Origin of the sequence: Nocardiopsis sp. CNS-639 (assembly GCF_000381685.1) — a bacterium.
Classification (GTDB): Bacteria; Actinomycetota; Actinomycetes; order Streptosporangiales; family Streptosporangiaceae; genus Nocardiopsis; species Nocardiopsis dassonvillei.
Map to the genome: position 1 here is coordinate 52464 of NZ_KB906874.1, position 23778 is coordinate 76241.

Annotated in this window: 20 protein-coding genes; 4 read left to right on the plus strand and 16 right to left on the minus strand. The window is 72.9% G+C overall.

The genetic code is table 11. The features are described 5' to 3' along the window. Window positions 1–200: 200 nt before the first annotated feature. On the minus strand, window positions 201–878 hold the full coding sequence (locus G011_RS0124425) for an MBL fold metallo-hydrolase (RefSeq protein ID WP_019610764.1): 678 nt from the start codon (window positions 876–878) through the stop codon (window positions 201–203). 452 nt (window positions 879–1330) lie between these two features. Between G011_RS0124425 and G011_RS0124430 the strand changes: the two genes are divergently transcribed. Further along, window positions 1331–2563, plus strand: a complete 1233-nt coding sequence (locus tag G011_RS0124430) for a DUF349 domain-containing protein (protein WP_019610765.1) — start codon at window positions 1331–1333, stop codon at window positions 2561–2563. A gap of 56 nt (window positions 2564–2619) precedes the next feature. Here the strand turns inward: G011_RS0124430 and G011_RS0124435 are convergent, their stop codons facing one another. The 14 genes from G011_RS0124435 to pyrR all read right to left on the minus strand — a co-directional run bounded on the left by G011_RS0124435 (window position 2620) and on the right by pyrR (window position 19609). Beyond that, window positions 2620–3585, minus strand: coding sequence for a DUF11 domain-containing protein (locus G011_RS0124435; RefSeq protein ID WP_026338623.1), 966 nt, complete (start codon window positions 3583–3585; stop codon window positions 2620–2622). A gap of 178 nt (window positions 3586–3763) precedes the next feature. Next, window positions 3764–4957 carry a methionine adenosyltransferase gene (gene metK / locus G011_RS0124440; RefSeq protein WP_013154110.1) on the minus strand — a complete coding sequence of 398 codons (1194 nt, stop codon included), beginning with the start codon at window positions 4955–4957 and terminating at the stop codon, window positions 3764–3766. Between the two features lie 256 nt (window positions 4958–5213). After that, entirely contained in the window at window positions 5214–6407 is a 1194-nt protein-coding gene (gene coaBC, locus G011_RS0124445) for a bifunctional phosphopantothenoylcysteine decarboxylase/phosphopantothenate--cysteine ligase CoaBC (protein WP_019610767.1), read from the minus strand. Window positions 6408–6626: 219 nt separating this feature from the next. Next, window positions 6627–6893: a DNA-directed RNA polymerase subunit omega gene (rpoZ, locus tag G011_RS0124450; protein ID WP_013154112.1), complete on the minus strand. Its 267-nt coding sequence runs from the start codon at window positions 6891–6893 to the stop codon at window positions 6627–6629. 122 nt (window positions 6894–7015) lie between these two features. After that, window positions 7016–7603, minus strand: coding sequence for a guanylate kinase (gmk, locus tag G011_RS0124455; RefSeq protein ID WP_013154113.1), 588 nt, complete (start codon window positions 7601–7603; stop codon window positions 7016–7018). A 524-nt stretch (window positions 7604–8127) separates the two neighbouring features. Then, window positions 8128–8451 (minus strand): integration host factor, actinobacterial type, encoded by a 324-nt coding sequence (gene mihF / locus G011_RS0124460; RefSeq protein ID WP_017565056.1) that lies wholly within the window; start codon window positions 8449–8451, stop codon window positions 8128–8130. Window positions 8452–8860: 409 nt separating this feature from the next. After that, window positions 8861–9577, minus strand: coding sequence for an orotidine-5'-phosphate decarboxylase (gene pyrF / locus G011_RS0124465; RefSeq protein WP_013154115.1), 717 nt, complete (start codon window positions 9575–9577; stop codon window positions 8861–8863). 317 nt (window positions 9578–9894) lie between these two features. Continuing rightward, window positions 9895–10836, minus strand: a complete 942-nt coding sequence (locus G011_RS0124470) for a dihydroorotate dehydrogenase (RefSeq protein WP_019610768.1) — start codon at window positions 10834–10836, stop codon at window positions 9895–9897. Between the two features lie 52 nt (window positions 10837–10888). Further along, on the minus strand, window positions 10889–11788 hold the full coding sequence (locus tag G011_RS0124475; RefSeq protein ID WP_013154117.1) for a dihydroorotate dehydrogenase electron transfer subunit: 900 nt from the start codon (window positions 11786–11788) through the stop codon (window positions 10889–10891). 300 nt (window positions 11789–12088) lie between these two features. Further along, a complete protein-coding gene (carB, locus tag G011_RS0124480) occupies window positions 12089–15391 on the minus strand; it encodes a carbamoyl-phosphate synthase large subunit (RefSeq protein ID WP_013154118.1) in 3303 nt (1100 codons plus the stop codon). 16 nt (window positions 15392–15407) lie between these two features. Continuing rightward, a complete protein-coding gene (gene carA / locus G011_RS0124485) occupies window positions 15408–16544 on the minus strand; it encodes a glutamine-hydrolyzing carbamoyl-phosphate synthase small subunit (protein ID WP_026338624.1) in 1137 nt (378 codons plus the stop codon). A 53-nt stretch (window positions 16545–16597) separates the two neighbouring features. Then, on the minus strand, window positions 16598–17899 hold the full coding sequence (locus tag G011_RS0124490) for a dihydroorotase (protein ID WP_019610771.1): 1302 nt from the start codon (window positions 17897–17899) through the stop codon (window positions 16598–16600). A 166-nt stretch (window positions 17900–18065) separates the two neighbouring features. Then, window positions 18066–18974 carry an aspartate carbamoyltransferase catalytic subunit gene (locus tag G011_RS0124495; protein ID WP_019610772.1) on the minus strand — a complete coding sequence of 303 codons (909 nt, stop codon included), beginning with the start codon at window positions 18972–18974 and terminating at the stop codon, window positions 18066–18068. Continuing rightward, complete coding sequence (gene pyrR / locus G011_RS0124500; RefSeq protein WP_026338625.1) at window positions 18974–19609, minus strand: bifunctional pyr operon transcriptional regulator/uracil phosphoribosyltransferase PyrR; 636 nt, start codon at window positions 19607–19609, stop codon at window positions 18974–18976. The genes G011_RS0124495 and pyrR overlap by 1 nt, the downstream gene beginning before the upstream one ends. A 499-nt stretch (window positions 19610–20108) precedes the next feature. On the opposite strand from pyrR, the gene G011_RS0124505 reads away from it, so the two are divergent. Then, the gene (locus G011_RS0124505) at window positions 20109–20603 is read left to right on the plus strand and encodes a transcriptional regulator (protein ID WP_013154123.1); all 495 of its coding nucleotides are present in this window, start codon (window positions 20109–20111) and stop codon (window positions 20601–20603) included. A 336-nt stretch (window positions 20604–20939) separates the two neighbouring features. Beyond that, complete coding sequence (locus tag G011_RS0124510; protein WP_026338626.1) at window positions 20940–21554, plus strand: GNAT family N-acetyltransferase; 615 nt, start codon at window positions 20940–20942, stop codon at window positions 21552–21554. Here the strand turns inward: G011_RS0124510 and metF are convergent. Beyond that, complete coding sequence (metF, locus tag G011_RS0124515; protein WP_026338627.1) at window positions 21466–22395, minus strand: methylenetetrahydrofolate reductase [NAD(P)H]; 930 nt, start codon at window positions 22393–22395, stop codon at window positions 21466–21468. The two genes, G011_RS0124510 and metF, sit on opposite strands and share 89 nt — an antisense overlap. Window positions 22396–22681: 286 nt before the next feature. Between metF and G011_RS0124520 the strand changes: the two genes are divergently transcribed. After that, the gene (locus G011_RS0124520) at window positions 22682–23764 is read left to right on the plus strand and encodes a polyprenyl synthetase family protein (RefSeq protein WP_019610776.1); all 1083 of its coding nucleotides are present in this window, start codon (window positions 22682–22684) and stop codon (window positions 23762–23764) included. Window positions 23765–23778 lie beyond the last annotated feature (14 nt).

Consider the following 23778-nt stretch of genomic DNA (forward strand, 5'->3'; position numbering starts at 1 on the left):
GGCCTTCGGGCACCCGGTGGGGGGAGGGCCGGGGGAAAGGGCGTGCGAAGCCACCGGCGATCCGCCCTCAGGCGGGGCCGGTGCGGGTATCTCGCCCGCCGTGCGGCCGCGCGGGCGCGCTCGGGCGGCGGGCGCCTCGGTGGTGTGGGGTGGTCATACGTCGTTCCCGCGGGACGGAAGAGGGCGGCCGGGGCACGGGGTCAGCCGGCGATATCGCGCAGGTAGGGGTTGGTGGCTCGCTCGCGCTCGACGGTGGTGGCCGGTCCGTGGCCGGGCAGGACCTGGGTGCTGTCGGGGCGGCCCAGCACGGCGCTGGCGAGGCTGCGCAGCATGGCGGCGTGGTCGCCGCCGGGGAAGTCGGTGCGGCCGATGGAACCGGCGAAGACCAGGTCCCCGGCGAACATCACGGGGACGCCGTCCTCGGTGGTCACCGTGTACACGACCGACCCGGGGGTGTGGCCGGGGGTGTGCTCGACCCGGAAGTCCAGTCCGGCCAGGGTGAGGGTGTCGCCGCCGTCGACCTCGACCAGGTCGTCGGGCTCGGGGTGGGGGCCCGGACCCAGCAGGGCGGACAGCTGCGCAGCGAAGCCGGGGTCCACCCCCGCGGCGGGCTCGGTGAGCAGTCCGCGGTCCGCGGCGTGCAGGTGGACGGGGACGCCGTGGCGCGCGCACAGGTCGGCGGCCGACCACACGTGGTCGAAGTGGCCGTGGGTGAGCAGCACCGCGACGGGGGTCAGCCCGTGCTCGGACAGGACCTTGTCGACCTGCTCGGTGGCCTCCTGGCCGGGGTCGACGATGACGCAGTCGCCGCCCGGGGCCGGTGCGAGCACGTAGCAGTTCGCGGCGAGGGGCCCGGTGGGAAGTGCGGCGATGAGCACGGCGGATGTCGTCCTGTCCTCGGTCGGGTGCGCGGTCGCGGGGCGGCGGGTCCCGGTCCGGACGCAGCGTCCCCCTGGTGCAGCCTATCGAGGCGGGGCGGGGGCGGCGACCCGGTCGTCGTGCCCGGGTACGCGTTTGATCACCATTCGATCACCGCGCGCGGCTGGCCTCTTTGCCAAACCGCGTGGTAATGCCATATTGGTCACCGTCCTTGGTGCACGCCGGGGCCCCGACCTGCGCCAGCGCTGGGCGGGAGGGCGGCCCGGCCCCATACCCGAGGGCGCGCGGACCCGCGTGATCTGCGCAGACGTGAATTCACGGCGCGGCGCCTCCCACCGGATCGCGGGGATATCGTGCTCAGCACGGTGGTTCCCATCGCGAACCGGCGAGGAGTGCGACGCGACGACCCGAACCCGCCCCACGGCCGGGTTCATGACAGCAGGAGGACACGGTGACCACGGACCCTTGGGGCCGCGTAGACGACGAAGGCACGGTCTACGTGCGCACGAGCGAAGGCGAGCGGGTCGTCGGATCGTGGCAGGCGGGGGCGCCCGAGGAGGCTCTGACCTTCTTCCGGCGCAAGTACGACTCCCTGGTCACCGAGGTGGAGCTGCTGGAGAACCGGCTCCGCAACACCGACCTGTCCGCCTCCGCCGCGATGTCGAACATCGACAAGCTGCGCGACTCGGTCCGGGAGGCCAACGCGGTCGGCGACCTGGAGTCGCTGATGGGCCGCCTGGACGCGCTGGCGGGCCGCGCCGAGGAGCGCAAGGTCGAGCAGAAGCAGGCCCAGGAGCAGGCTCGCGGCCAGGCCCGGGAGGTCAAGGAGCGCATCGTCGCCGAGGCCGAGCGGGTCGCGGTGGAGACGACGCACTGGAAGTCCGGCGGCGAGCGGATGCTCCAGCTCATCGAGGAGTGGAAGAAGGCGCCGCGGGCCGACCGGCCCACCGAGCAGGCGCTGTGGAAGCGCATGTCGGCGGCGCGCAACTCCTTCTCCAAGCGGCGCAAGGCCTACTTCGCCAGCCTGGACCAGGAGCGCGAGTCGGTGCGTGCGGAGAAGGAGCGCATCGTGGTGGAGGCCGAGGCCCTGTCGGGCTCCACCGACTGGGGGGCCACGGCCCGCGCCTACCGCGACCTGATGCAGCGCTGGAAGCGCAGCGGCCGGGCGGACCGGGCGAGCGAGGACAAGCTGTGGGCGCGCTTCAAGGCCGCGCAGGACACCTTCTTCGACGCGCGCAACGCGACCTTCGCCGAGCGCGACGCCGAACTGCGGGTCAACGCCGAGGCCAAGGAGCGGATCCTGGCCGAGGCCCAGGCGGAGATCCCGAAGATCTCCGACCCGCGCCGGGCGCGTGCGCGGCTGCGCGACTTCCAGGACGCCTGGGAGGAGGCCGGTGAGCTGCCGCGCGACGTGCGCGACCAGCTGGAGGGCGCCTTCCGGCAGATCGAGGACGGCGTGCGCCGGGCCGAGGACGCCGAGTGGGAGCGCAGCAACCCCGAAGCGCGGGCCCGCGCCAGGGACACGGTCGCGCAGCTGGCTGCGGCGATCGCCGACCTGGAGGCCAAGCTGGGCAAGGCCAGGGACAGGGGCGACGAGCGCCGGGTCAGAGAGTACGAGGACGCGCTGGAGGCCCGCCGCTCGTGGCTGGCCGAGGCGGAGAAGGCCCTCGACGAGCTGAGCTGAGCCCGTTGGACGGGCCGCGCCCCGGGGCGCGGCCCGTCCGCCTGTGCGGCCCCGGGTCAGCCGCGCGGCCCGGCGACCGGTTCGGGCTCCTCCGCGGGCGCGTGCGCGGTCTCGGCGGGTACGGGCTCGGGCTCGGCCCGGGGACCGGCCTCGGGCTCCGACCCGGGGTCGGGCACGCGTACGGACTCGTGCGCCTCCCGCGGTTCGGTCTCCCCCGCGTCCGGGCCGTGCGCCCGCTCGCTCCGCGCGGGGACGGGGACGGGGTCGGGCGCCGCCCTGTGGACGACCAGCGTCTCCAGCACGGTCCGCGGCCGGTCGGCGGTCCCCTCCGCCGCTGCGGATCCGGTCCCGGCGGGCTCCCGGGCCGCGCTCACAGCGGCCTCCCCCGCTCCGTCGGCGTTCGCGCGGGCGGGCACCGTCTCCGCTTCGGGCTCCCCCTCCAGCCGGTTCCGGGTGTCGCGGTGGCGCACCAGGCCGCCGACGCACAGCGCCACCGAGGCCGCGAAGGCCAGTCCCGTGACCACCCACACCGGCGGCACCGCTCCGTGGACGCGGTGCACGGCCGCGTCACAGGAGACCAGCACCGCTCCCGGCTCCGGGCGCGCGCAGACCGTGGCGACCGGGTGCTCTCCCCCGCCGGGGACCGCGGTGATCTCGCCGGTGAAACGCATGCTCGCGCGGTCGCCGGGCTCCAGGGACCGCGACCAGGTCACCCGCCCCTCCCCCGGCTCGGCCCCGGACGTCCCCGAGACGTAGCGCACGGTCGGGGGGAGGAACTGCACGATCTCGGTCTCAGGCACCGCCTTGCCGCCGTCGTTGCGCACGTTGACCGTGTAGTGGATCCGGTCGCCCGGGCCCGGCCGCCGCGCTTCGGCGCGGGACTCCAGGGCCACGTGCAGGCTGTCCGCGCCGGGCACGACCTCCCCTCCGCCGCCTCCCGACTTGCCGGGTGCGTGGTGGGCGCCGGGCAGGGCGAGCAGGGCCACCAGCCCCACCGCAGACACCGCCGTTGCTACGGCCATGGTCTCCTCCGCGTACGAGCACAGAAATGACATTACGTCTATACGGAATAACACGGAGTAGTCACTTCGATCGTGCGCCATGCGGAGGAACCCGGAACACGCGCAAGGGCGCGCACGGCCGGTGACGGCCGTGCGCGCCCTGGGGGCCCCTCGCGGGGACCGGCGCCGCAGGTGCGGCTCAGGCGCCCACGAAGGAGCGCAGCGCGGCGGCGCGCTCGGTGCTCTCCCACGTGAACTCGGGCAGCTCACGGCCGAAGTGGCCGTAGGCGGCGGTCCGGGAGTAGATCGGGCGCAGCAGGTCCAGGTCGCGCACGATGGCGGCCGGACGCAGGTCGAAGACCTCCTTGACGGCCTTCTCGATCAGCTCCGGGGCGACCTTCTCGGTGCCGAAGGTCTCGATGAACACGCCGACCGGGTGCGCCTTGCCGATGGCGTAGGCCACCTGGACCTCGGCGCGCTCGGCGAGCTCGGCCGCGACGATGTTCTTGGCGACCCAGCGGGTGGCGTAGGCGGCCGAGCGGTCCACCTTCGACGGGTCCTTGCCGGAGAAGGCGCCGCCACCGTGGCGGGCGTAGCCGCCGTAGGTGTCCACGATGATCTTGCGGCCCGTGAGACCGGCGTCGCCCATGGGGCCGCCGATCTCGAACCGGCCGGTCGGGTTGACCAGGAGCCGGTAGTCGTCGGACTCCAGGCCGTAGGCGGCCACGACCGGCTCGATCACGTGCTCGCGGATGTCGGGGGCGAGCATCTCGTCGAGGTTGATGTCGGCCGAGTGCTGGCTGGAGACCACGACGGTGTCCAGGCGGACCGGGGTCTGGCCGTCGTACTCGACCGTGACCTGGGTCTTGCCGTCCGGGCGCAGGTAGGGCACCGTGCCGTTGCGGCGGACCCCGGCCAGGCGCTCGGAGAGGGAGTGCGCCAGCTTGATCGGCAGCGGCATGAGCTCGGGGGTCTCGCGGTTGGCGTAGCCGAACATCAGGCCCTGGTCGCCCGCGCCCTGCCGGTTGAGGGCGTCGTCCTCGTTGCCGACGCGCGCCTCGTAGGCGGTGTCGACACCCTGGGCGATGTCGGGGGACTGCGCGTCGATGGAGACGTTGACCCCGCAGGAGTCACCGTCGAACCCCTTGGCGGAGGAGTCGTAGCCGATCTCGAGGATCTTTCCGCGCACGATGGCGGGGATGTCGACGTAGGTCTGTGTGGTGACCTCGCCCGCGATGTGGACCTGACCGGTGGTGATCAGCGTCTCGACCGCGACCCGGCTGCGCGGGTCGTGGGTGAGCATCGCGTCGAGGATCGCGTCACTGATCTGGTCGGCCATCTTGTCGGGATGGCCTTCGGTGACCGACTCGGAGGTGAAAAGGCGGCGGGACACGTTGCGTGACTCCTTGCAGCGGCTGCTGGCTGACATGTGCCGGTGCGGCACGGGCGCCCCCGGCTGCCTGCCGAGGCGGCCAATACCGACCGACGGGGTTGGTTATTGGTCCACTGTAACGGGACTGTTGGGGGCGGGCACCCCGCGGACGACCTCCCCGGTCGCCACGGGTGCACGTTGAAGTCTGACGTACTCCGCGGTGGGAATCCAGTCCTGGGCACCCGCTTGTTCGACCGGGCCGCGCCAGGCGGGCGCTTCAGCCCAGGCGCGGCAGTACCAGGTCCCAGACACGGTCGGCGAGGTCCTCCTTGGGTCCGGTGGGCACGTCCACCGCGCTGCCGTCCGAGCCCAGGATGACGGCCTGGTTGTCCTCGGTGCCGAACGCGCGCCCGCCGCCGACCTGGTTGACCACGAGCAGGTCGCAGCCCTTGCGGGCCAGTTTGGCCCGGCCGTTGGCGATCACGTCGTCGGTCTCGGCGGCGAAGCCCACGACGGTCTGCGCCAGCCCCTCGGCGTCGCGTGAGGCGACCAGCCCGGCGAGGATGTCGGGGTTCTCGGCCAGCTCGATGGGAGCGGGCGTGGCGCCGGGGCTCTTCTTGATCTTGGAGGCGGCGCTGGCGACCGGCCGGAAGTCGGCCACCGCGGCGCTCATCACGATCACGTCCGCGCCGACGCGCTCGGCCTCCATGGCCTCGGCCAGCTCCACGGCCGAGCCCGCGCGCACGACGCGCACCCCGGCCGGGTCGGGCAGGGAGACGTTGGCGGCGACCAGGGTCACGTCGGCGCCGCGGGCGGCGGCGGTGCGCGCCAGGGCGTACCCCTGCTTGCCCGAGGAGTGGTTGCCCAGGAAGCGGACCGGGTCGACGGCCTCGCGGGTGCCGCCCGCGGAGACCACCACGCGCCGTCCGGCCAGGTCGGGGGCGGCGGTACCGCGGCGCAGCACGAGGCGGGCGGCCTCGAACAGCTCGGAGGGCTCGGGCAGGCGCCCGCGTCCGGTGTCGGCGCCGGTCAGGCGGCCCACGGCCGGGTCGAGGACGACGGCGCCGCGCGAGCGCAGGGTGGCCACGTTGGCTTGCGTGGCGGGGTGCTCCCACATCTCGGTGTGCATCGCGGGCGCGAACACCACCGGACAGCGCGCGGTGAGCAGGGTGTTGGTGAGCAGGTCGTCGGCCAGGCCCGCGGCGGCCCTGGCCATGATGTTGGCGGTGGCCGGTGCCACGAACACCAGGTCGGCCTCCTGGCCGATGCGCACGTGCGGGACCTCGTGGACCCCGTCCCACACTCCGGTGGCGACGGGCTGGCCGGACAGGGCGGCCCAGGTGGGCTCACCGACGAAGCGCAGGGCCTCGGCGGTGGGCACGACCCGGACCCGGTGGCCGGACTCGGTCAGGCGGCGCAGCAGTTCGCAGACCTTGTAGGCGGCGATGCCGCCGCCGACGCCGAGGACCACGCGGGGAAGGTTTGTGTCACTCACAGAAAGGAGTTCTACCAGCCCCCGGCCGCCCCGCGCGCGCCAGGGGCGCGGCGGGCGCGCGGAACGCGAGGGGCGTACCGGATCCCGCAAGACGAGTCGAGCCGTCGGCGAGGACGCCGTGCCCCTGGGAGCGCGGAACCCGGTTCTCCGCGACCCGAGCCCCGTGCGGGCCTGCGAGTACGCGGGGAAGGCGGGTCAGGAACCCTCGTAGGGCTCCGCGGTGAGCAGGCCGGACCTGACCTCGCGCAGGGCGATGGACAGCGACTTCTCCTGGACCTGGGTCTCCACCAGCGGGCCGACGTACTCCAGCAGGCCCTCGCCCAGCTGGGCGTAGTAGGCGTTGATCTGGCGGGCCCGCTTGGAGGCCATGGTGACCAGGCTGTACTTGCTGTCCACCAGCTCCAGCAGATCGTCGATCGGCGGGTTGGTGATGCCTTCGGCGACGGGCTCGGTACCAGCCACTTCATTACCCCCAGGAATGTTCCGCGGCTCGTCGTGGAGCCGCGGTGGACGGACGTTGGGGCGCCGTCGGGACGGTTCCCGGCGCGGCGCGGATGGCGCGGGCCCTCCGGGCCCGGCCGCTATCACACCTTGGGCGCGGTGATCAACGCTAGCAGCTCGTCGCCCACTTCCTGTACGGACGTGTTGACGAGGGTGGTGTCGAACTCCTTCTCGGCGGCCAGCTCGACCCTGGCCACGTCCAGGCGGCGCTGGATCACCTCGTCGGACTCGGTGCCGCGCCCGGTGAGGCGGCGCACCAGCTCCTCCCAGGAGGGCGGGGCGAGGAAGACGTGCAGGGCGTCGGGCATGGACTCGCGCACCTGGCGGGCGCCCTGGAGCTCGATCTCCAGCAGGACGGGCACTCCGGCGCGCAGGCGCTCCTCGACGGGTCGGCGCGGGGTGCCGTAGCGGTTGCCCGCGAACTGGGCCCACTCCAGGAGCTGGTCCTCGGCGACGAGGCGGTCGAACTCCTCGTCGGTGACGAAGTGGTACTGGACGCCGTCCTGTTCGCCCGGGCGGGGGCGGCGCGTGGTGACCGAGACCGAGAGCCACACGTCGGGGTTCTCACGGCGCAGGTGGGCCACCACCGTGCTCTTGCCCACACCCGAGGGTCCGGACAGCACGGTCAGCCGCTTCTGCGCCGGGCGGGACTGGGATCCGGGATCGGGCATGTGTGTTCGAGGCTTCCCTTCGGGCCCGCCCGCCACGGGCGGGGCCGTGGCCCTCGCGTCGCGCTCCGGCGGGCCGAAGCCGGTCCGGGCGCCGTCACCGTGCGGGCGGTCTGGTGTGCGGGGTGTCCGCGTACGGTCGCGGGAAGCTCCCTTTATACCACCGGGCAGCGCCGCACGGTCCTGACCCGCCTCGACACACACCGCGCCCGGGGTGAGCCAAGGGCAGCGGCACACAGCCCTGACCCGCCTCAACACACACCGCGCCCGGGGTGAGCCAAGGGCAGCGGCACACAGCCCTGACCCGCCTCGACACACACCGCGCCCGGGGCAAGCGAAGGGCCGCGGCACGGCGGACGGTCGTGACCTGGGGTCACCCGTCCGCCGACCGCGGCCCTGCCTGGCTCACCGGGGGTCGGCCGCTGTCGCGGCGTGGTGTGCGCCGCGACTGTGGGGGACGCGGCGGACCGGTGCACTGCGTTCAGGTGCTGCTCGGTACTGCTGGGTGCTGCGGGTACTGCCTGGTGTTACTTGGTGAGGTCGCCGAACTCGGCCTCGAGGGCGGCGCGCTGGTTGGTTCCCAGACCGCGGACACGGCGCGACTCGGCGATGTTGAGCCGCTCCATGATCTGCTTGGCCCGGACCTTGCCGACGCCGGGAAGGGATTCGAGCAGAGCCGAAACCTTCATCTTGCCGATGACGTCGTCCTTGAGGCCGTTGGAAAGGACCTCGGACAGCGAGATGCCGCCGTTCTTCAGTTTGTTCTTGACCTCCGCGCGCTCTTTTCTGGCCTTGGCGGCCTTGGCCAGAGCCGCGGTGCGCTGTTCGGGTGTCAGGGGAGGAAGGGCCACGCCGGGTCACCTCGGATTTCTACTCGTTTGTAGAGGGCGGACGCCTGCGCAAGTTAGTAGGTCTGACCCCTGTTAGGCAACGCAAAGTGCCCTTTCAACGGCTATTTCGTCGAACTAACTACGGAGAGTTGCTATTCGACTGCATTGCGAGACGAAAACCGGGACTTTAGTCCCGATTGAAGGAGGTCTGGAGGGTGCCACCAGCGCAGGTCACGTAGGGGTGACGCGGGTCACTCTCGGCAGTGTTCGGCGGGTTTCGGACATGCCAAATCAGTAACTGACAGTGACCCATAATCGGTCGCGTCAGACTCCCGTGCACCGGTTCGTCTCCCCGATCCGTCGATCCCTTGGCCCAACACCTCCGGACACCGTCGAAGGGCGCCCGCGCGGCCCCCTCCCCCTTCGCTCCCTACACGCGCACACCCGCCCGGCGCACGGCCGCCGCGAGGGAGGCCGCCGCCGCCCCCGGGTCCGGCGCGCGGGTGATGGGGCGGCCGATGACCAGCAGGTCCGCGCCGGCCGCCACGGCCTCCTCCGGGGTCGCCACGCGCGACTGGTCGCCCCTGTCCGCCCCCGCCGGGCGCACGCCCGGCGTGATGAGGGTGACGTCCGGCCCGACCTCGGAGCGGAGCAGGGCCACCTCCTGGGGTGAGCAGACCAGCGCGCGGGCCCCGGCGCCCACGGCCAGGACCGCCAGACGCCGCACCGCGTCGCGGGCCGGACCGAGCAGCCCCACCTGCTCCAGGTCGTCCTCGTCCATCGAGGTGAGCACCGTCACGGCGGCGATCCTGGTCTCCGGCGCGGCCTCCACCGCGGCCCGGACCATGTCCGCCCCTCCCCCGGCGTGGACGGTCAGGATCGAGGGACGCAGGCCCGCGACGCTGCGCGCGGCGCCGGCGACCGTGGCCGGGATGTCGTGCAGCTTCAGGTCGAGGAAGACCCCCACCCGGCTGGCCCCGCGCACCGCGCTGACCACGTCGGGCCCGTAGCGCAGGTACAGCTCCAGGCCCACCTTGACCGTGCTCACGTGCGGCGCGACCGCTGAGGCCCAGGTGGCCGCGGTCTCCAGGTCCCTGGCGTCGAGCGCCACGGCGATGGGCGCGGAGGGCGCGGTGGTCTCGGTCATGTCGGTATCTCCCATCGTGTGCCGCCGACCGGGGTCGGCGCGTGCAAGGCACGGACGTACTTGCGGACGTGCTTACCGCGGCACCTGAGAATGCACGTTCGCTGTCATGTGCACACCATCAAGTGTGCGGTTCCCCGGATGAGCCGCTTCATGCGCCCCACCCGTGTCACTTCCCCGTAACGGCCTCCCAGACGGCCGCAGACGGGACGTAACGGTCAGGACAGTGGTAGAGACCAATTGCGCGTGTTTGGTCGCACAGCGCCATCTGAACGCCGTTCAGGCCGGTCAGGGCCCTTGTGCGCCGCGTGCCCGGCCTGTCACGCGCCCACACCCGTCCGGTGCGCGGCGCCCACCAGGTCGGCGGCCCGCCTCAGCCCGCGGGCCTCCAGCAGCTCGGTGAACTCGCGGAGCACGCGGGCGCACGCCGAGGGGTCGGAGAAGTTGACCGTGCCGACCGCGACCGCGGAGGCCCCGGCCGCCATGAACTCCATCACGTCGGCACCCGTGCGGACCCCGCCCATTCCGATGATGGGCACGTCCGGAAGCGCCTCGTGCACCCGGTAGACGCACCCCACCGCCAGCGGGCGGATCGCCGGCCCCGACAGCCCGCCCATCCCCCCGGCCACCGCCGGGCGCAGCGTGCGGGTGTCCACGGCCATGCCGCGCACGGTGTTGACCATGGACAGCCCGTCCGCGCGCGCCTCCACGCACGCGGCGGCCAGCTCCACCACGTCGGGGACGTCGGCGGCGAGCTTGGCCAGCACCGGCAGCCCCGAACGGGTGTGGGAGCGCACCGTGCGCACCACGGCAGCGGCCTGGGCGGCGTCGTCCACGTAGCGGCGCCCCGCGGGGTCGGACGGGTCCGGACTGGAGAGGTTGACCTCGATCGCGCTGACCCCGTCGGCGGCGGAGACGCGTCTGGCGAGTTCGCCGAACTCGGCCATGCCGGTGCCCGCGACGGAGACGATCGCCCGCCCGCCGCGGGAGAGCAGCCAGGGCAGGTCCCGTTGGAGGAACACGTCCACGCCCGGGCCCTGCATGCCCGTCGTGCTGAGCATCCCGCTGGGCGTCTCGGCCATGCGCGGGGACGGGCGCCCGGCGTGGGGCTCCAGCATCACCGACTTGGTGGTGACGGCGCCGATCGAGGCGATGTCGAAGAACTGGGCCAGCTCGCGGCCCGCTCCGGCGCACCCGGCGGCGGTGACCACGGGGTTGGGCAGCTCCCAGCCGCCCAGCCGGGTCCTGAGGTCTGCGTTCAACTCTCTCACCCACTGTCTGGTGGTGGTCGGTTCCGGGGCGGGTCCGGGGCCCTCAGGCGATGTCGCGGGCCGTCTCCGCGGCGCGGGCCGCGCTGGAGCCCTTCCAGCCCGGGGCGCCCAGGGCGTCGAAGGGGATCGTGCCCACGTCGTCGAAGCGCACCTGCTCGCCCCGGAAGACCGGGCCGTCCACGCAGGAGCGCACCATGCGGGTGATCCCGTCCTCGCCCACCACCGGGATGACGCAGGTCATGCAGATCCCGGTGCCGCAGGCCATGGTCTCCTCCACCGCCACCTGGACGGGGATGCCGTGGCTGGCCGCCACGGAGGTGACCGCGCGCAGCATCGGCATGGGGCCGCAGGCGTAGACGGCGTCGGACCGGCATTCCTCGATCACCCTGCCCAGGACGTCGGTGACGCGGCCGCGGGTGCCGAAGGAGCCGTCGTCGGTGGTGAAGGCGGCCGTCTCGGCGATGCGGCGGGCGGTGATGGCGCTGAACACCCGGTCGGCGGAGGCGGCGCCCAGCACGAAGTCCACCCGGCAGCCGCGCCTGCGCAGTGACTGGGCGAGCGGGAACAGCGGGGCGCTGCCCGAGCCCCCGCCCACCAGCACGCAGTTGACCGGCTCGCGGGGCAGCGGGAAGGGGCGGCCCAGGGGGCCGACCACGTCCAGCAGGTCGCGCGAGCGGCGTTCGGAGAGCCAGGCGGTGCCGGTGCCCCGCACCGAGAACAGGAACTCGACGGTGCCGCCGTAGTCGGGCTTGACGTCGTGGATGGCGAAGGGGCGGCGCAGCAGGGTGCTGGAGTGGTCGCCGCCGACGGCCACCGACACGAACTGCCCGGAGCGGAACCGCTCGGCTATGCCCGGGGCGACCACGGTGATGGCGTAGTAGGCGTCCACCCTGCGTACGTTCAGCACGGGGCACCTGGTCTGCACCGGTCCGTTGTCGCTCATCAGGTCGTGGCGCCCGGGCCCGGTGTCGCGGACACCGGGGCGTCGGCGCCGCCCTCCCCCCTCTGGGATTCCTGCGTCGTCCTGTGCGCCAACCGTATAGGCGGGGGAACCGTGGACACACCGTCCACGGCGCCCCCGCCCACCGCCCCGGCTGGTTCGGGCGCCCGCTCTCCGGGCGCCCGAACCAGGAAGGTACTGCGCGTGGCGTCCGTTGAGGGCGGTGGCCCGCCCGGCGCGAAGCGCCACCGCGGGCGGCGGCGGGCGCCGGGCGGGCGGGGCGGAGGCCCGAAGAGGAACAGCCTAGGCCCGGCTGGCGGTGAGGGTGCTCGCGTGCTCCTGGAGGGAGCGCACGCCGAGGTCCCCGCGCACCCGCGCCTCGATGGCCTGGACCGCGGCGGCCAGGCCCTGCACGGTGGTCACGCTGGGCACGCCGCGCACCACGGCCGCGGTGCGGATCTCGTAGCCGTCCAGACGCGGTCCGGCCTGCCCCGCGCTGCCGAAGGGCGTGTTGACGATGAGGTCGACGCCCCCGGAGTGGATGAGCTGCACGATGGTGGGCTCGCCCGCCGGGCCGCTGCCCTCGCTGTGCTTGCGCACCACGGTGGCGTGCACGCCGTTGCGGCGCAGGACCACGGCGGTGCCCTCGGTGGCCAGGATCTCGAAGCCGAGGTCGGCCAGGCGCTTGACCGGGAAGATCATCGAGCGCTTGTCGCGGTTGGCCACCGAGACGAACACCCGGCCCCGCTCGGGCAGGGAGTCGTTGAGGGCCAGCTGCGACTTGGCGTAGGCGGCGCCGAACTCGGTGTCCAGGCCCATGACCTCGCCGGTGGAGCGCATCTCGGGGCCGAGGATGGTGTCGACTCCCTCGCCCTCCTTGTCGATGAAGCGGTTGAAGGGCAGCACGGCCTCCTTCACCGACACCGGGGCGTCCACGGGCAGGTCGCCGCCGTCGCCGCGGGCGGGCAGCATGCCCTCCTCGCGCAGTTCGGCGATGGTGGCCCCGGCCATGACGCGGGCGGCGGCCTTGGCCAGCGGCACCGCAGTGGCCTTGGACACGAACGGCACGGTGCGCGAGGCGCGCGGGTTGGCCTCCAGGACGTTGAGCACGCCGGAGGCGAGCGCGTACTGGACGTTGATCAGGCCGCGCACGCCCGTGCCGCGGGCGATGGCCTCGGTGGAGTAGCGGATGCGCTCGATGTCCTCGCGGCCCAGGGTGATGGAGGGCAGGGTGCACGCCGAGTCGCCGGAGTGGATCCCGGCCTCCTCGATGTGCTCCATGACCCCGCCCAGGTACAGGTCGCGGCCGTCGTAGAGGGCGTCGACGTCGATCTCGATGGCGTCGTCGAGGAAGCGGTCGATGAGCACCGGGTGCTCGGGGCTGACCTCGGCGTTGCGCTCGATGTAGTCGGCGAGCATCGCCTCGCTGTAGACGATCTCCATGCCGCGTCCGCCCAGTACGTAGGAGGGGCGGACCATGACGGGGTAGCCGATCTCGTCCGCGGCGGCCTTGGCCTCGGCGAAGGAGTAGGCGGTGCCGTACTTGGGCGCGGGCAGCCCGGCGTCGGCCAGGACCTTGCCGAACTCTCCGCGGTCCTCGGCCAGGTCGATCGCCTCGGGGCTGGTGCCGATGATGGGCACCCCGGCGTCCTTGAGGCGGCGGGCCAGGCCGAGCGGGGTCTGGCCGCCCAGCTGGACGATGACGCCGACGACCGGTCCGGCGGCCTGCTCGGCGCGCACGACCTCCAGCACGTCCTCCAGGGTGAGCGGCTCGAAGTAGAGCCGGTCGCTGGTGTCGTAGTCGGTGGAGACGGTCTCGGGGTTGCAGTTGACCATCACGGTCTCGTACCCGGCGTCGGAGAGGGCGAAGGAGGCGTGGACGCAGGAGTAGTCGAACTCCACGCCCTGGCCGATCCGGTTGGGTCCCGAGCCCAGGATGATGATCTTGGGGCGGTCGCCCGTGGGGACCTCGGTCTCCTCGTCGTAGCTGGAGTACAGGTAGGGCGTGCTGGCCTCGAACTCGGCGGCGCAGGTGTCCACGGTCAGGTAGACGGGGTGGACTCCCAGGGCGTGGCGCAGCTCGCGGACCACGTCCTCGCTGCGGCCGGTGATCTGGCCGATCTGGAGGTCGGAGAAGCCCAGCCCCTTGACCTGGCGCAGCAGGTCGGCGTCGAGCTTGGGGGCGTCGGCCAGGACGCGGGCCGCCTCCTCCAGGCGCAGCATCTGGTCCACGAACCAGGGGTCGATGCGGGTGGCCTCGTGGACCTCCTCGACGGTGGCCCCGGCGCGCAGGGCCTGCTGGACCTGGCGCAGGCGGTGCTCGGTGGGGGTGGCGGCCAGGCGCAGCAGCTCGTCCTTGTCGCCGGGCTCGCCCTCCCAGGTCAGGCCGACGCCCTTCTTCTCCAGGGAGCGCATGGCCTTCTGGAGGGCCTCGGGGAAGGAGCGGCCGATGGCCATGGCCTCGCCCACCGACTTCATGGTGGTGGTCAGGCCGGGGTCGGCGCCGGGGAACTTCTCGAAGGCGAAGCGGGGCACCTTGACGACGACGTAGTCGAGCGTGGGCTCGAAGCTGGCCGGGGTCTCCCGGGTGATGTCGTTGGGGATCTCGTCCAGGGTGTAGCCGACGGCGAGCTTGGCGGCGATCTTGGCGATCGGGAAGCCGGTGGCCTTGGAGGCCAGCGCCGAGGAGCGCGACACGCGCGGGTTCATCTCGATGACGATGACCCGGCCGGTGGTGGGGTGGACGGCGAACTGGATGTTGCAGCCGCCGGTGTCCACGCCGACCTCGCGGATGACGGCGATGCCGATGTCGCGCAGCTTCTGGTACTCGCGGTCGGTGAGGGTCATGGCGGGGGCGACGGTGATGGAGTCGCCGGTGTGCACGCCCATGGGGTCGAGGTTCTCGATGGAGCACACGACCACGACGTTGTCGTTGGTGTCGCGCATCAGCTCCAGCTCGTACTCCTTCCAGCCGAGGATGGACTCCTCCAGGAGCACCTCGGTGGTCGGGGAGAGCGCCAGGCCCTGCCCGGCGATGCGGCGCAGCTCGGACTCGTCGTGGGCGAAGCCCGAGCCCGCGCCGCCCATGGTGAAGGAGGGGCGCACGACGACGGGGTAGGAGAGCTCCTCGGCCGCGGCCAGGCACTCCTCCAGGGTGTGGCAGATGCGCGAGCGGGCGGACTCGCCGCCGATGCGCTCGACGATGCCCTTGAAGCTCTCGCGGTCCTCACCGGACTGGATGGCCTCGATGTTGGCGCCGATGAGCTCGACGCCGTACTTGGCGAGGATGCCAGCCTCGTCCAGGGCGACGGCGGCGTTGAGGGCGGTCTGCCCGCCCAGGGTGGGCAGGAGCGCGTCGGGGCGCTCCTTGGCGATGATCTTCTCGATCATCTCGGTGGTGATCGGCTCCACGTAGGTGGCGTCGGCGATCTCCGGGTCGGTCATGATCGTGGCCGGGTTGGAGTTGACCAGGATGACCCGCAGGCCCTCGGCCCGCAGAACCCGGCAGGCCTGGGTGCCCGAGTAGTCGAACTCGGCCGCCTGCCCGATCACGATCGGGCCGGAGCCGATCACGAGGACGGATGAAAGGTCACTACGGCGCGGCATGCTCTGCTTCCTCTTGCTACTTGGCAGCCGGAGCGGGCTGGGCGGACATCAGGTCGACGAACGCGTCGAAGAGTTCGGCGGCGTCGTGGGGGCCGGCGGCGGCCTCCGGGTGGAACTGGACGCTGAACGCGGGGCGGTCCAGCAGCCGCAGGCCCTCGACGACGCGGTCGTTGAGGCCGATGTGGCTGACCTCGGCCCGGCCGTAGGGGGTGTCGAAGGGCTCGTCGAGGGGGGCCTCGACGGCGAAGCCGTGGTTCTGGCTGGTGATGGCGACCCTGCCGGAGCGGGTGTCGATCACCGGCTGGTTGACGCCCCGGTGCCCGAAGGGCAGCTTGTAGGTGCCCAGGTCCAGGGCGCGGCCCAGGATCTGGTTGCCGAAGCAGATGCCGAAGAGCGGCCTGCCCGCGTCCAGGACGCCGCGCATGGCGGTGACGGGACCGTCGGCGGTGGCGGGGTCGCCGGGGCCGTTGCTGAAGAACACCCCGTCCGGGTCCAGGGCGAGGATCTCCTCGGCGGTGGCGGTGGAGGGCAGCACGGTGACCCGGCACCCCCGCTCGGCCAGGCGCTGGGGGGTCATGGCCTTGATGCCCAGGTCCACGGCGGCGACGTGGAAGCGGGTCGGCACGCCCTCGGGCGGCAGGACCTCGTAGGGCTCGCCGGTGCTGACCTCGGCGGCCAGGTCGGCCCCGGCCATGGTGGGCTGCTGGCGCACGCGCTCCAGCAGGGCCCGCGGGTCGGTCTCGGTGGTGCTGATGGCGGCGCGCATGACGCCCTTGTCGCGCAGGTGGCGGGTGAGCGCGCGGGTGCCGGTGAGGGCGATGCCGACCACGCCCTGGCGGCGCAGCTCCTCGTCCAGGGTGCGCTCGGCCCGCCAGTTGGAGGTGATGCGGGCGGGCTCGCGCACGACGTACCCGGCGACCCAGACGCGGCCGGACTCGGGGTCGTCGTCGTTGACGCCGGTGTTGCCGATGTGGGGGGCGGTCATCACCACGATCTGGCGGTGGTACGAGGGGTCGGTGAGGGTCTCCTGGTAGCCGGTCATGCCGGTGTTGAAGACCGCCTCGCCGAAGGTCTCCCCGGTGGCGCCGAAGGAGCGGCCGTGGAAGACACGGCCGTCCTCGAGTACCAGAATCGCGGGTCCGCTCTCGGACACGTTCGCCCCCTCCTCCGCCGGGCCGTGGGCGGCCCGGGTGTTCTGTTCTGTGCTCACTGGATCTTCCCCTCCAGGACGGTCGGGGCGCCGCGCAGGAACGTGGCGCGCACCCGGCCGGGCAGGGTCATGCCCCGGAAGGGGGTGTTGCCGCTCTTGCTGACCATGGCCGCGCCGTCCACGTCGACGGCGGCGGCCGGGTCGTACAGGACCACGTTGGCGGGCTGGCCGACCGCCAGGTCACGCCCGTGGTCGTGGACCCGGCCGATGCGGGCCGGTGCCGCGGACATGCGGTCGGCGACGTCGGCCCAGGTCAGCAGACCGGTGTCGACCATCGTGCGCTGCACGACCGCCAACGCCGTCTCCAACCCGACCATTCCCATGGCGGCGGTGGACCACTCGGTCTCCTTGGCCTCCGCGGGGTGGGGGGCGTGGTCGGTGGCGACGATGTCGATGGTGCCGTCGGCCAGGCCCTCGCGCAGCGCCTGGACGTCCTCGGCGGTGCGCAGGGGCGGGTTGACCTTGTAGACGGGATCGTAGCCCTCCACCAGCTCCTCGGTCAGCAGGAGGTGGTGGGGTGTGACCTCGGCGGTGACGTCGCAGCCGCGGGCCTTGGCCCAGCGGATGATGTCGACCGAGCCCCTGGTCGAGACGTGGCACACGTGCAGGCGCGAGCCCACGTGCTGGGCGAGCAGGCAGTCGCGGGCGATGATCGCCTCCTCGGCGACCGCGGGCCAGCCGGGCAGGCCGAGGCGGTCGGAGACGGAGCCCTCGTTCATCTGGGCGCCCTGGGTCAGGCGCGGCTCCTGGGCGTGCTGGGCGATGACGCCGTCGAAGGCCTTGACGTACTCCAGGGCGCGGCGCATGAGCAGGGCGTCGGAGACGCAGATGCCGTCGTCGGAGAAGACCCGCACGCCCGCGGCGGAGTCGGCCATGGCGCCGATCTCGGAGAGGCGCTCCCCGGCCAGGCCGACGGTGACGGCGCCGACGGGGCGCACGTCGCAGTACCCGGCCTCGCGGCCCAGGCGCCAGACCTGTTCGACGACCCCGGCGGTGTCGGCGACGGGGTCGGTGTTGGCCATGGCGTGGACGGCGGTGTAGCCGCCCATGGCGGCGGAGCGGGAGCCGCTGGCGACCGTCTCGGCGTCCTCGCGGCCGGGCTCGCGCAGGTGGGTGTGCAGGTCCACCAGACCGGGCAGGGCGATCAGGCCGGTGGCGTCGACGGTCCGGGCGCCCTCGGGGGCGTCCAGGTCCCGGCCGGTCGCGGCGATCCGGCCGTCGGCCAGGAGCAGGTCGACGGGGTCGCCGCCGAGGGGGCGGGCGCCGCGGATCAGGTGCGGTCCGTGGGTGTCGGGCATCGCGGTGTTGGCTTCCTCGTGTTCTGGGATGGGGAGGGGCGGCGCGGGGCCCCGGGGCGCGCCGGTGGGCCGGGCGCGGCGGGGGCCGGGGCCGCCCGGGCCCGTGGCGGGGCCTCGCGTCCCTCGGGTGCGGTGGCGCGGGGCACGGGGCCCCGCGGCCGGGCTGTCAGGAGCCGCCGAGCAGCAGGTAGAGCACGGCCATGCGCAGGCTGACGCCGTTGGCGACCTGTTCGGTGACGGTGCAGCGGGGCGAGTCGGCGACCTCGGCGGAGATCTCCATGCCGCGGACCATCGGGCCGGGGTGCATGACGATCGCCTCCTCGGGCATGCGGGAGAGGCGCTCACCGTCCAGGCCGTAGTTGCGGCTGTACTCGCGCGTGGACGGGAAGAACGACTCGTGCATGCGCTCGGCCTGTACGCGCAGCATCATGACGACGTCGGACTTGGGCAGGACCTCGTCGAGGTCGTAGGAGACCTCGCACGGCCAGGTGTGCACCGAGACCGGCAGCAGGGTGGGCGGCGCGACCAGGGTGACGTGCGCGCCCAGGGTGGTGAGCAGCAGCACGTTGGAGCGGGCGACCCGGCTGTGCAGGATGTCGCCGACGACGGCCACCCGCAGCCCCTCCAGGCGCCCCAGGCGCGAGCGCATGGTGAAGGCGTCCAGCAGGGCCTGGGTGGGATGTTCGTGGGTGCCGTCGCCCGCGTTGAGGACGGACCCGTCCACCCAGTTGGCGAGGCGGTGGGCGGCGCCGGAGGCGCTGTGCCGGATGACGACGCCGTCGGCGCCCATGGCCTGGAGGGTCAGCGCGGTGTCCTTGAGGCTCTCGCCCTTGGAGACGCTGGAGCCCTTGGCGGAGAAGTTGATGACGTCCGCGGACAGGCGCTTGGCGGCCAGCTCGAAGGAGGTGCGGGTGCGGGTGGAGTCCTCGTAGAAGAGGTTGACCACGGTGCGCCCGCGCAGGGTGGGCAGCTTCTTGACGGAGCGGTCGCCGACCTGGGCGAGTTCGGCGGCGGTGTCCAGGACGAGGGTGGCCTCGTCGCGGGAGAGGTCGCCGGTGGAGAGCAGGTGGCGCATCAGTCGTTCCCCTCGGTGGCGCCGGGGCGGGTGCGGGGGCGGAACGGGCCGAGCAGCACCGCGTCGTGTCCGTCGGTCTCCTCCAGGCGCACGGTGACGCTCTCGCGCAGCGAGGTGGGCAGGTTCTTGCCCACGTAGTCGGCGCGGATGGGCAGCTCACGGTGGCCGCGGTCGACCAGGACGGCGAGCTGGACGGCGCGGGGGCGCCCCAGGTCGCCGAGGGCGTCCAGGGCGGCGCGGACGGTGCGGCCGGAGAAGAGGACGTCGTCGACGAGGACGACGACGCGGTCGTCGAGTCCGCCCTGCGGGATCTCGGTCCGGCCGAGGGCGCGGACGGGGGCGGAGCGCAGGTCGTCGCGGTACATGGTGATGTCGAGCGAGCCCGCGGGGACGGTGAGGTCCTCCACCCGTTCGATGCGCCGTGCCAGGCGGTGGGCGAGCGGGACCCCCCGCGAGGGGATGCCCAGGAGGGTGACGTCCCGGCCCCCCTTGGTGCGTTCGAGCACCTCGTGGGCGATGCGGGTCAGCGCCCGGTTGATCTCGCTGCCGTCCAGGACGGCGCGGGTGCCCTCGGGCACCTCGGGTGCGGGGGAACCGCCGCCGGCGTCACCGGTCGTCGGTTTTTGCGCACGCAAAGTAGTGACTCCCTTCCCTGCCTCACTGAACAGGTCGTTAAAGGATGTCGATCGGATCCACGCTACCAGCGACGTTCGCGACCCCCGCGAGGCGGTCGATGACCCGAGGTCACGAATGTGACTCTGGTCACACCACAAGCGCACACGCACCCTCTGAAATGTGGTCATGTCGTCACCCAGTGGATACGGCAACGAAGGGGCCGAAACCTGAAATACCCAGGAGGAACGGGCTTTTCATGCCATCGTGACGCACGACTCCTCCCGTTCGGTCCTGACATGAGAGGTGTCTCACTTACGCACGGTTTGGCCACCGATTAGTCGCGTTTCACACCAACGGCTTGACCTGGAAGGCAGACCCCCCTACCGTCACTGTCTGTAACCACTGCCGGGTGGGGTTGCAACCCGTGACCATCCGCTGGACCGCCCAGGCGGCCCGCCGAGTACGAGCGGACGTCCCCCCACCACGCCAGCCACTGTCACGGCCGGGAGCGACAAGAAGATGCCATCCGAATACGCGAAGTCCCTCGGTGCGCGACTGCGTGCCATCCGCACCCAGCAGGGCCTGTCCCTGCACGGGGTGGAAGAGAAGTCCCACGGCCGCTGGAAGGCCGTCGTGGTGGGCTCCTACGAGCGCGGCGACCGCGCCGTCACCGTCCAGAAGCTCGCCGAGCTGGCGGACTTCTACGGCGTGCCGATGTCGGAGCTGCTGCCGGGCGGCGCGGCTCCCACCCCGCTGGGCCCCACGCCCAAGCTGGTCATCGACCTGGAGCGCATGCAGCAGCTGCCGCAGGAGAAGGCCGGGCCGCTGTCCCGCTACGTCGCCACGATCCAGAGCCAGCGGGGTGACTACAACGGGCGGGTGCTCTCCATCCGCCAGGAGGACCTGCGCTCACTCGCGGTCATCTACGACAAGTCGCCCGGGGACCTGACCGAGGAGCTCATCAACTGGGGCGTCCTCGACCCCGAGGCGCGCCGCGCGGTCGACGCCTTCTGACCGGTACCCGGGCACCGGGACGACCGAACAGATTCGCACCCGCTCGACGAGAACCGGCGACCCCACGGGGGCGCCGGTTCTCGTCGTGTCCGCCCGGCCGGGGACTGGCCGGCGGACGGGGCGGAGCGGCGCGGCCGGACGTGGGGCTTCCCCTCCCCAACCCGACCGCGCCGCCCTCCCGCCGGAGGGGGTCCGACGGAGTGTGTCGAACTCCTGTTCGACACGATCCAGTTAACCCCAGGCCGCCGGACCCGTCAAGGACCCCGCCCGGCGCTGTGCACCCCGTCCTCGCGCAAATCCCGGGACTCGGCGGGGCCGGGGAACTACCCTTGGCCCGTGGTAGCCGATACCGAGTTGCGCGAACTGGCCCCACCCGCCTTCACGCACGCCGTCCCCGCGCTGCTCCAGGTGTACGAGGCCGCCATGCGGCCGCCCCCGGAGCAGTTGCCCGGGCGCGCCTCCGTCATGAGGGGCCACGCCCGCAACCCGGGCTTTCGCGCGGTGGTGGCCGTGCGCGGCGGCCTTCCGGTCGGCTTCGCCTACGGCTTCCACGGGCACGGCGGCCAGTGGTGGCACGACACGGTGGCGGAGGGGCTGCGCGCGGGCGCGGGGATCCGCCAGGCGCGCCGCTGCCTGTCCGACGCGCTGGAGGTCGCCGAGGTGCACGTCCACCCGGACGCGCAGAACCGGGGCGTGGGCCGCGCCCTGCTCCACGCCCTGTGCCGGGGCAGGCCGGAGCGCACCGCGGTGCTGTCCACGCGTTCGGGACCCTCCGCGGCGCGCCACCTGTACCGCTCGTGCGGGTTCACCGAGGTGCTGGAGGACTTCCGCTTCCCCGGCAGCCCCGGTCAGCCCTTCTCGATCATGGCCGCCCGGCTTCCCCTGACGGGCTCCGGTGACCGGAGATCTCCCGGTAGATCTGCCTGGTGGCCGTGGACCGGTTCGAGGTGATGAAGTGGATGCCCGGCGCGCCCTCGGCCAGCAGCCGCTCGCACATGCGCTGGGCGTGCTCGATGCCGAAGGCCCGCACGGACTCGTCGTCGTCGCCGAAGGAGGCGAACTTCTCGGCCAGGTCGGCCGGGAAGGGAGCGCCGGAGAGCTGCTCCGAGCGCGGGATGAACGAGGTGCGCACCACCGGGAAGACCTCGGGGATGATCGGCACCTCGCAGCCCCGCGCGGCCACCCGGTCGCGCAGGCGCAGGTAGTCCTCGGGGTCGAAGAACATCTGGGTGATGGCGTAGTCGGCGCCCGCCTCGCACTTGCGCACGAAGTGGTCGGTGTCGGTCTCGACGTCGGCCGAGCGCGGGTGCTTGTAGGGGAAGGCGGCCACGCCCACGCAGAAGTCGCCGCTGTCCTTGATCAGGCGCACCAGCTCCTCGGCGTAGGTCAGCCCCCGGGGGTGGCGGATCCACTCCCCGTCCGGGTCGCCGGGCGGGTCCCCCCGCACGGCGAGCATGTTGGACACGCCCGCGTCGGCGAGACGGCCGACGAGGTGGCGCAGCTCGGCGACGGAGTGGTCGACCAGGGTCATGTGCGCGACCGGCAGCAGTGTGGTGTCGGTCGCGATGCGCTCGGTGGTCTCCACGGTCAGCCCGCGCGTGCTGCCGCCCGCGCCGTAGGTGACCGAGACGAAGGCGGGGCCGAGGGCCTCGATCTCCCTGATCGCGCGCCACAGGCGTTCCTGCGCCTGGGGCGTGCGGGGCGGGAAGAACTCGAAGGAGAACATCGGCTCGCCCGCGTCGAGGAGTTCGCGGATATGACGCGGCCTGGGGGCCGGGCCTCGGGGCGCCACAGGGAGTGTCGGTGCAGCCAGCATGCGCACCAGCTTAGGTCAGACGCCCCCGCGGCGGAGGCCCCGTCCCATCCTGTGAGACCCGTGGCGCACGCCACTCCCGAACGCCGCTCCCGAACGGCGCGACGTGCGAGGACGCGGCTCGGTCCCGCCCCCGCCGCGGTGACCCGCGCGTCCGCGCGGGCGGTGCCGGCGACGGTGTCGTCCGTGTCGGCGGACGGCTGGGATCGGCCTGATCAGGCGGAGCGGGACCGGGCCGCGCCCGACAGCCGATAACCTGCGGGTCATGGTGCCTTCCTCTTCCCCGTCCGCCTCCGCCGTCTTCGCGGTCCGCTCCGGTGTGGACCGCGAACTGAGCTCGTTCTGCGCCGGCCACCGGGCCCAGCTGCTGGAGATCGGGGAGGAGTTGGCCCCGGCCATGGACGCGCTGGAGGCGATGATCTCCGGCGGCAAGCGCCTGCGGCCGACCTTCTGCTACTGGGGCTGGCGGGGCGCGGGCGGCGCGGCCGAGGACGAGCGGGTGGTGCGGGCGGCGGCCTCCCTGGAGTTCCTCCAGGCGTGCGCGCTCGTCCACGACGACGTGATCGACAACAGCGACACCCGGCGCGGCCTGCCGGCCACGCACAAGCGGCTGGCCAAGATGCACGCCGACCAGGGGTGGAGCGGCGACAGCGAGGGCTTCGGCCAGGGCGCGGCCATCCTCATCGGCGACCTGTGCCTGGCCTGGTCGGACGAGATGTACCAGGCCAGCGGCTTCCCGACGGAGGTGCTGGGCCGGGGGCGGCCCCCCTTCGACGCGATGCGCACCGAGGTCATGGCCGGGCAGTACCTGGACACCCTGGAACAGGTGCGGGGCACCGGCACACGCGAGGCGGCGCTGCGCGTGATGCGCTACAAGTCCGCCAAGTACACGGTGGAGCGCCCGCTGCACCTGGGCGCGGCCCTGGCGGGCCGCCACGAGGAGCTGGCCGGGGTCTACACCGACTACGGCATCCCGCTGGGGATCGCCTTCCAGCTGCGCGACGACGTGCTGGGCGTGTTCGGCGACCCGTCCACCACAGGCAAGCCCGCCGGGGACGACCTGCGCGAGGGCAAGCGGACGCTGGTCGTGGCCGAGACCCTGGCGCGCGCCGGGGCGGCCGACGCCGAGCGGTTCCGCTCGCTGCTGGGGGCGCCGGACCTGTCGGTGGCCTCGGTGGAGTGGATGTGCTCCCTGATCGAGGGCTCGGGCGCGCTGGCCGTGTGCGAGGAGATGATCGCGGAGTACGCCGACCGGGCCGTCGCGGCCCTGGAGAGCCCCGAGCTGGACGCGTCCGCCCGCGAGCCGCTGCGCCAGCTGGTCGTGGCCGCCACCTCGCGTTCCTTCTGAGGGTCCTTCCCTAG